Origin of the sequence: Streptomyces sp. NPDC047981 (assembly GCF_040653315.1) — a bacterium.
GTDB lineage: Bacteria > Actinomycetota > Actinomycetes > Streptomycetales > Streptomycetaceae > Streptomyces.
In genome coordinates this window covers 37,470-43,689 of the sequence record NZ_JBEZNQ010000066.1, presented here as the reverse complement: position 1 = coordinate 43,689, position 6,220 = coordinate 37,470, and the positions used below count along the sequence as shown (strand labels likewise).

The 6,220-nt window shown below is 74.4% G+C and carries 5 protein-coding genes; 4 read left to right on the top strand and 1 reads right to left on the bottom strand.

Going from position 1 to position 6,220, the window contains the following annotated elements:
* The first annotated feature begins 392 nt into the window (after positions 1 to 392).
* From AB0E14_RS30140 to moeZ, 4 genes are all read left to right on the top strand, one after another.
* Positions 393 to 1,484 (top strand): hypothetical protein, encoded by a 1,092-nt coding sequence (locus AB0E14_RS30140; protein WP_362425126.1) that lies wholly within the window; start codon positions 393 to 395, stop codon positions 1,482 to 1,484.
* A gap of 168 nt (positions 1,485 to 1,652) precedes the next feature.
* Positions 1,653 to 2,612 carry an NAD-dependent epimerase/dehydratase family protein gene (locus AB0E14_RS30135; RefSeq protein ID WP_362425117.1) on the top strand — a complete coding sequence of 320 codons (960 nt, stop codon included), beginning with the start codon at positions 1,653 to 1,655 and terminating at the stop codon, positions 2,610 to 2,612.
* Positions 2,600 to 3,355 carry a spherulation-specific family 4 protein gene (locus tag AB0E14_RS30130; RefSeq protein WP_362425115.1) on the top strand — a complete coding sequence of 252 codons (756 nt, stop codon included), beginning with the start codon at positions 2,600 to 2,602 and terminating at the stop codon, positions 3,353 to 3,355. Before AB0E14_RS30135 ends, AB0E14_RS30130 begins: the two co-directional genes overlap by 13 nt.
* Before the next feature lie 63 nt (positions 3,356 to 3,418).
* Entirely contained in the window at positions 3,419 to 4,597 is a 1,179-nt protein-coding gene (moeZ, locus tag AB0E14_RS30125; RefSeq protein ID WP_362425113.1) for an adenylyltransferase/sulfurtransferase MoeZ, read from the top strand.
* 70 nt (positions 4,598 to 4,667) lie between these two features.
* On the opposite strand, the gene AB0E14_RS30120 is transcribed toward moeZ, so the two are convergent.
* A complete protein-coding gene (locus tag AB0E14_RS30120) occupies positions 4,668 to 6,206 on the bottom strand; it encodes an alpha/beta hydrolase (protein ID WP_362425111.1) in 1,539 nt (512 codons plus the stop codon).
* Positions 6,207 to 6,220 lie beyond the last annotated feature (14 nt).

Below are 6,220 nucleotides of genomic sequence, written 5' to 3'. Positions count from 1 at the left end.
GCGAGGCGGGCGACTTCCACGTGGGTGTGCTCGGTCTCGGCAGCGTTGCCGTGGCTGGTCATATCGGCCCGTAGCTGCTCGAGCTCGTGCGCGCTCCTGTGCCCGCCGCGCCCGTGTCCGCGGCCCCCGTGCACGCGCCCGTGTCCGCTGCCCCCGTGCACGCGTCCGTGCCCGCCGCGCCCGTGTCCGTACCGACCGGGGTCTGTCCCGAGCCGTTCGTGCCCGGTCCGTCCGTGTCGGTGGCCGACCTCGACCTCCGGGCGCCCGACGCGCCCGAGCCCGATGCCTCCGAGCCGGTGTCCCAGGCCTCCCCGGACCCGGCCCCGGACCCGGCCCCGGACGCGGACACCGACGCCGGCGCCGAGCCCGCGCCGCCCCGGACCCCCGCCGCGGTGCCGATAGCGGGCGGGGGACGGCGCGGGCCCGCCGACCCCGTCAAGGCGCTCATGCACCGTCACCGCGAGCTGTGCGAGCGGGCCGTCGACCCCCTGGAGATCGCGGCCGGGCTCGAAGCGCACGGCGTCACCGACCGGACCGCCGCGCGCTTCCGCCACCGGGACGTGTTCTCGCTCGCCGAAGAGTTGTACGCGCGCGTGCCGCGTGGCAACGGAGCGCCTCCCGCGCGCCCCGCGCACGAGCCGGAGGCGCGCGCCGGGTGGGCCGGCTGGACCCTGGCCGCCCTGGCGCCCGGCGCCGTCGCCGCCCTCGCCGTCACCGGACTCGCCCTCACCGAAGGGCCCGTGCGCCTCGCCGTCGGCGTGGCCGGGGCCCTCGGCCTGGCCGCCGCACTCGCCGTCGCCGTCCGGCGCGGCCCGCTGCGCGCCGCCGGTCGCACCGTCCCCGCCGCCCGCGTCTGGACCCTCTGGCTCCTCGCGTACGCGCTCGGCGGGGACGGTCTCCTGGACGCCACGCTCACCGGAGGCCCCGAGGGGCCCTGGCCCGTCACGCCCGGGCCCCTCCTCGGGCTCGCGCTCGCCGTGGTCCCCGCCGCCTGGTGCGCCCGGCTCTTCGCCGGCCGGGCCCGCCGCAGGCTCGTCGCCAGCCGCGGCCTGGAGGACTTTGCGGCGGGCACCCGCCCCCTGCTCCTCGCCGCCGTCGCGCTCCACCTGGCCGCCCTCGCGGGCCTGCTGAGCCTGACCGGCTTCGCCGCCGGGGCGCTCGCCCTCGGCACCCTGCTCCTGGTCGCCCGGCTCCTGGCCGTCCACGGCTTCCCCGAGACCGCCGCCGCCGGTCTCGCCGCCGCCTGCGCGGGCGAGGCCCTCGCCCTCGCCTGCGTCCTCGCGGCCCGGGTCCCCGGCTGCGGCTTCCTCGGCGCCCCGGTCCGCGCCCTGACCGACACCTGGGGTCCCGGAGCCGTACCCACCCTCGTCTGCGGCGTCGCGGCGCTCGCCCTGCTCGCCCAGGCCACCGCCACGCTCTCGCGGGCCTCGGCCCACGCCCACCCCGTCGGTCGGCGGCCCGTCACACCGCGCGCCTCCCGCTGACCCCTTCCCTTCCGGACCCCGACACCTCCGAACACCCATGGACCCGGCGCACCCGCGGAGCCGACGCCGCGGGCGCGCCCACCCCGCAGGACCCCCCTTCCAAGGAGACGAAAGAGACATGACCTCGCTATCCCCCGCCACGGCCGGTCGGCACGAAGGGGCCGCACGATGAGGGTGCTGCTGCTCGGAGCCAACGGATTCCTCGGACGTTTCGTCGCCGACCGGCTGCTCGCCGACCCGGCCGTGCACCTCACCGCACTCGGGCGGGGCGACGACGCCGACGTGCGGTTCGACCTCGCCGGGGGCAGCCCCGGTGCGCTCACCCGCTTCCTGGACGCCGTCCACCCCGGAGTCGTCGTCAACTGCGCGGGCGCCACCCGCGGCGGCGCCCGCGAACTGACCCGGCACAACACCGTGGCCGTCGCCACCGTCTGCGAGGCCCTGAGGCGCAGCGGCTGCGGTGCCCGGCTCGTCCAGGTCGGCTGCGCCTCCGAGTACGGCCCCTCCCAGCCCGGCTCCTCCACCGCCGAGGACGCCGTGCCCCGCCCCGGCGGCCCGTACGGCGTCTCCAAGCTCGCCGCGACCGAGCTCGTCCTCGGCTCCGGGCTCGACGCGGTCGTCCTGCGGGTCTTCTCGCCGGTCGGCCCCGGCACCCCGGCGGGCTCCCCGCTCGGCCGGCTCGCCGAGGCCATGCGCCGCGCGATGCAGGCGGGCGACGGCGAGCTCAAGCTCAGCGGCCTCGGCGTCCAGCGCGACTTCGTCGACGTACGGGACGTCGCCCGCGCGGTCCACGCCGCCTCGCTCTCCGCCGCCCAGGGCGTCGTCAACATCGGCACCGGACGCGCCGTCAAGCTCCGCGACGCCGCCGCCGTCCTGGCCAGGGTCGCCGGCTACGCGGGCACCCTGCACGAGCTCGACGGGCCGCCCCCGCGGCCGGTCATCGGCGCCCCGCGCACCGAGACCATCGCCGAACAGCTGGCCGCCGCGCCCTACCCGTACCCCGACGGCTGCGGCAGCTGGCAGCAGGCCGACGTGCGCACCGCGCGCGACCGGCTCGGCTGGCGCCCCCGGATCAACCTCGAGGAATCCCTCGCCGACATCTGGATGGAGGCGGCATGCCGCATCTGACCACGACCGAAGCCGCGGAAGCCGTTCAGGAGATGGGCTTCGGCGTCCCCGGCTACGCCCATCCGCTGCTCGCCCCGGTCGAGTGGGCCGAGCTGACCCGTCCCGGCACCCCGCTGCACTGGGCCGTGCTCGATGTCGCCCAGGGGCCGGGGGACCGGCCCGACCCGCACTGCCTGGAGGCCGCGGGCCGGCTCAAGAACGCGGGGGTCAGGGTGCTCGGGCACCTCGACCTCCGGCACGGTTCGCGCGACTTCGGCGAGATCGTCTCGGACGCCCACCGCTTCCTCGACTGGTACAAGGTCGAGGGCTTCTACCTGGACCGCTGTCCCACCGACCGGGCCGACCTGCCGGAGGTGCGGCGCGTCGCGGCCACCCTGGAGGCGGTCCTCGACGGCGAGGCCCACCTCGTCCTCGGCCAGGGCGCCCACCCGTACCCGGGCTACGCCGAGACGGCGGACCAGCTGGTCACCTTCTGCGGGCCGTGGACCGACTACCGCTGGTCGCAGGTGGCCGAGTGGACCGCCGAGTACCCGCCGGAGAAGTTCGTCCACCTCGTCCACGGGGTGCCGCGCAGCCATCTGGAGGAGGCGATGCGGATCGCCCGCTGGCAGGGCGCGGGCACGATCTTCTTCACCGACCGGACGGGCCGACCGGACCACAACGGACGGATCGGTGCTTTCCAGGCGCTGCCCGGCTACTGGGACGAAATCGTCTCGCGCCTTGGACCGGGTGTCTCGGAATGAGAAGGGCCGTGGCAGTGTTACGGGGAGAACAACCGTACTGACATACCGACCAACGGAGCCCCCGTGTCGCTGCCACCCCTGGTCGAGCCGGCTGCCGAGCTCACCGTAGACGAGGTCCGCAGGTACTCCCGCCACCTGATCATCCCGGATGTGGGGATGGACGGGCAGAAGCGGCTGAAGAACGCCAAGGTGCTCTGTGTGGGCGCCGGTGGCCTCGGTTCGCCGGCCCTGATGTACCTGGCCGCGGCCGGTGTGGGCACGCTCGGCATCGTGGAGTTCGACGAGGTCGACGAGTCGAACCTGCAGCGCCAGATCATCCACAGCCAGGCGGACATCGGCCGCTCCAAGGCGGAGTCCGCCAAGGACTCGGTCCTCGGCATCAACCCGTACGTGAACGTGATCCTCCACGAAGAGCGGCTCGAGGCCGAGAACGTGATGGACATCTTCAGCCAGTACGACCTGATCGTCGACGGCACGGACAACTTCGCGACGCGCTACCTCGTCAACGACGCGTGCGTGCTGCTCAACAAGCCGTACGTCTGGGGCTCGATCTACCGCTTCGACGGCCAGGCGTCCGTCTTCTGGTCCGAGTACGGTCCCTGCTACCGCTGCCTCTACCCGGAGCCCCCGCCGCCGGGCATGGTCCCCTCCTGCGCCGAGGGCGGCGTCCTGGGCGTGCTCTGCGCGTCCATCGGCTCCATCCAGGTCACCGAGGCGATCAAGGTCCTGGCCGGCGTGGGCGACCCGCTGGTCGGCCGGCTGATGATCTACGACGCCCTGGAGATGCAGTACCGCCAGGTGAAGGTCCGCAAGGACCCGAACTGCGCGGTCTGCGGCGAGAACCCGACCGTCACCGAGCTCATCGACTACGAGGCCTTCTGCGGCGTCGTGTCCGAGGAGGCCCAGGAGGCGGCGCTCGGCTCGACGATCACTCCCAAGCAGCTCAAGGAGTGGATCGACGACGGCGAGAACATCGACATCATCGACGTCCGAGAGATCAACGAGTACGAGATCGTCTCGATCCCCGGCGCGCGACTGATCCCGAAGAACGAGTTCCTGATGGGCACCGCCCTGCAGGACCTGCCCCAGGACAAGCGGATCGTCCTGCACTGCAAGACGGGTGTCCGCAGTGCGGAAGTCCTCGCCGTGCTCAAGTCCGCGGGCTTCGCGGACGCGGTGCACGTCGGCGGCGGCGTGATCGGCTGGGTCCACCAGATCGAGCCCGAGAAGCCGGTCTACTAGCAGTGCCGACGAGGAGGGCCCGGACCTGGCAGCAGGTCCGGGCCCTCCTCGTATGTCCTGCGGTCCTGCCTCAGGAGCAGCGCGTGCCGTACGCCGGGACCTTGCCGTCCAGGAGGTACGCGTCGATCGTCCGCGTCACGCACGCCGCCGTGCCGTACGCGCCGTGCCCCTCGCCCTCGTTGCTCACCAGGACGCCCACGCCCGCGCCCAGCTCCTTCGCCATCCGCTCGGCGCCCTCGTACGGGGTCGCCGGGTCGCCGGTCGTGCCGACGACCAGGATCGGGGCAGCGCCGGGCGCGCTCGCCGCCGGGTCGGCCCGCAGCCCCTTCACCGGCCACTCGGCGCACCAGCCGGCCGTGTCCCAGGCCAGGAACGCGCCGAAGACGGGCGAGGCCTTCTCGAACTCCGGCAGCACCGCCTTGACCTGCGCGGCCGTCGGGCGCGAACTGGAGTCGGCGCAGGAGATCGCCCGCTGGGAGTGGGACTGGGTGCCGTAGTGACCCGACTCGTCACGGTCGTTGTAGGCGTCGGCGAGCCGCAGCAGGCCCGATCCGTCGCCGGACTCGGCCTTCCCGAGGGCGGAGGTCAGCAGCGGCCAGCTGTCCTTGGAGTAGAGCGTGATCGCGATGCCGGTGAGCGCCAGGCCCTCGGTCAGCTTCCGGTCGCCGACCCGCAACGGCTCCCGGTCGAGCCGCTCCAGGAGACGCACGATCCGGGCGTTGCCCCGGGCGGGCGCCTCGCCGGTGCTCCGGAGGTAGTTGTCGAGGGCCCGCTGGAAGCCGATCGCCTGGTTGCGGGCGTGGCCGGTGGCGTCGGCCGTCGGGTCGACCACCGCGTCCAGGACGGTCCGGCCGACGCGGGCCGGGTAGAGGTGCGCGTAGGTGCCGCCGAGTTCGGTGCCGTAGGAGATGCCGAAGTAGTTCAGCTTCGCGTCGCCGAGAACGTGTCGGATCAGGTCCAGGTCGCGCGCGGTGTTCTCGGTGGTGGTGTGCGGGATGACCGCGCCGGAGCGGCGCGCGCACCCGGCGCCGAACGCGGCGCCGTCGGCGAGGTACGCCGCCTCCTCGGCCGCCGTGTCCGGGGTGACGTCCGTGCCGGCCTCGGCGGCGGCCAGCTCCTTGTCGTCGCGGCAGACCACGCCGGAGCTGCGGGAGACACCGCGCGGGTCGAAGGAGACCAGGTCGTAGCGGCTGTTCAGGTCGGTGTACTCCTGCGCCGCGAGGGGGAGGTAGTCGACGCCCGAGGCGCCGGGGCCGCCGAAGTTGAAGAGCAGCGAGCCGATCCGGCGGTCCTTGTCGCGGGCCTCCTTGCGGATCAGCGCGATGGTGAGGGTCTCGCCGCCGGGCTTGGTGTGGTCGAGCGGGACGCGGACCCCGGCGCAGCGCCAGTCGCCGCCCGGCCGTTCACCGCCCCTGGGCGCGTCGCAGCGCTCCCAGTCGAGGCGCTGCCCGGTGAGCGAGGCGGGGAGCGCGGGGGCACCGGGCCCCTTGGCGTCCGTGGAGGTACCGCCGCCGTCCGGCGCGGTGCCGGCGGGTGTCTCGGCGGTCGCGCAGCCCGCGACCAGCAGCCCGGTGACGGCCAGGGCCGCCACCCGTATCCGTATGGACAAAGCACAACCCCCGT

Bases quoted from the DNA above. Each gene is read 5' to 3' on its own strand.
- AB0E14_RS30135 (WP_362425117.1), top strand. From the start codon at position 1,653: ATGAGGGTGCTGCTGCTCGGAGCCAACGGATTCCTCGGACGTTTCGTC.
- AB0E14_RS30130 (WP_362425115.1), top strand. From the start codon at position 2,600: ATGCCGCATCTGACCACGACCGAAGCCGCGGAAGCCGTTCAGGAGATG.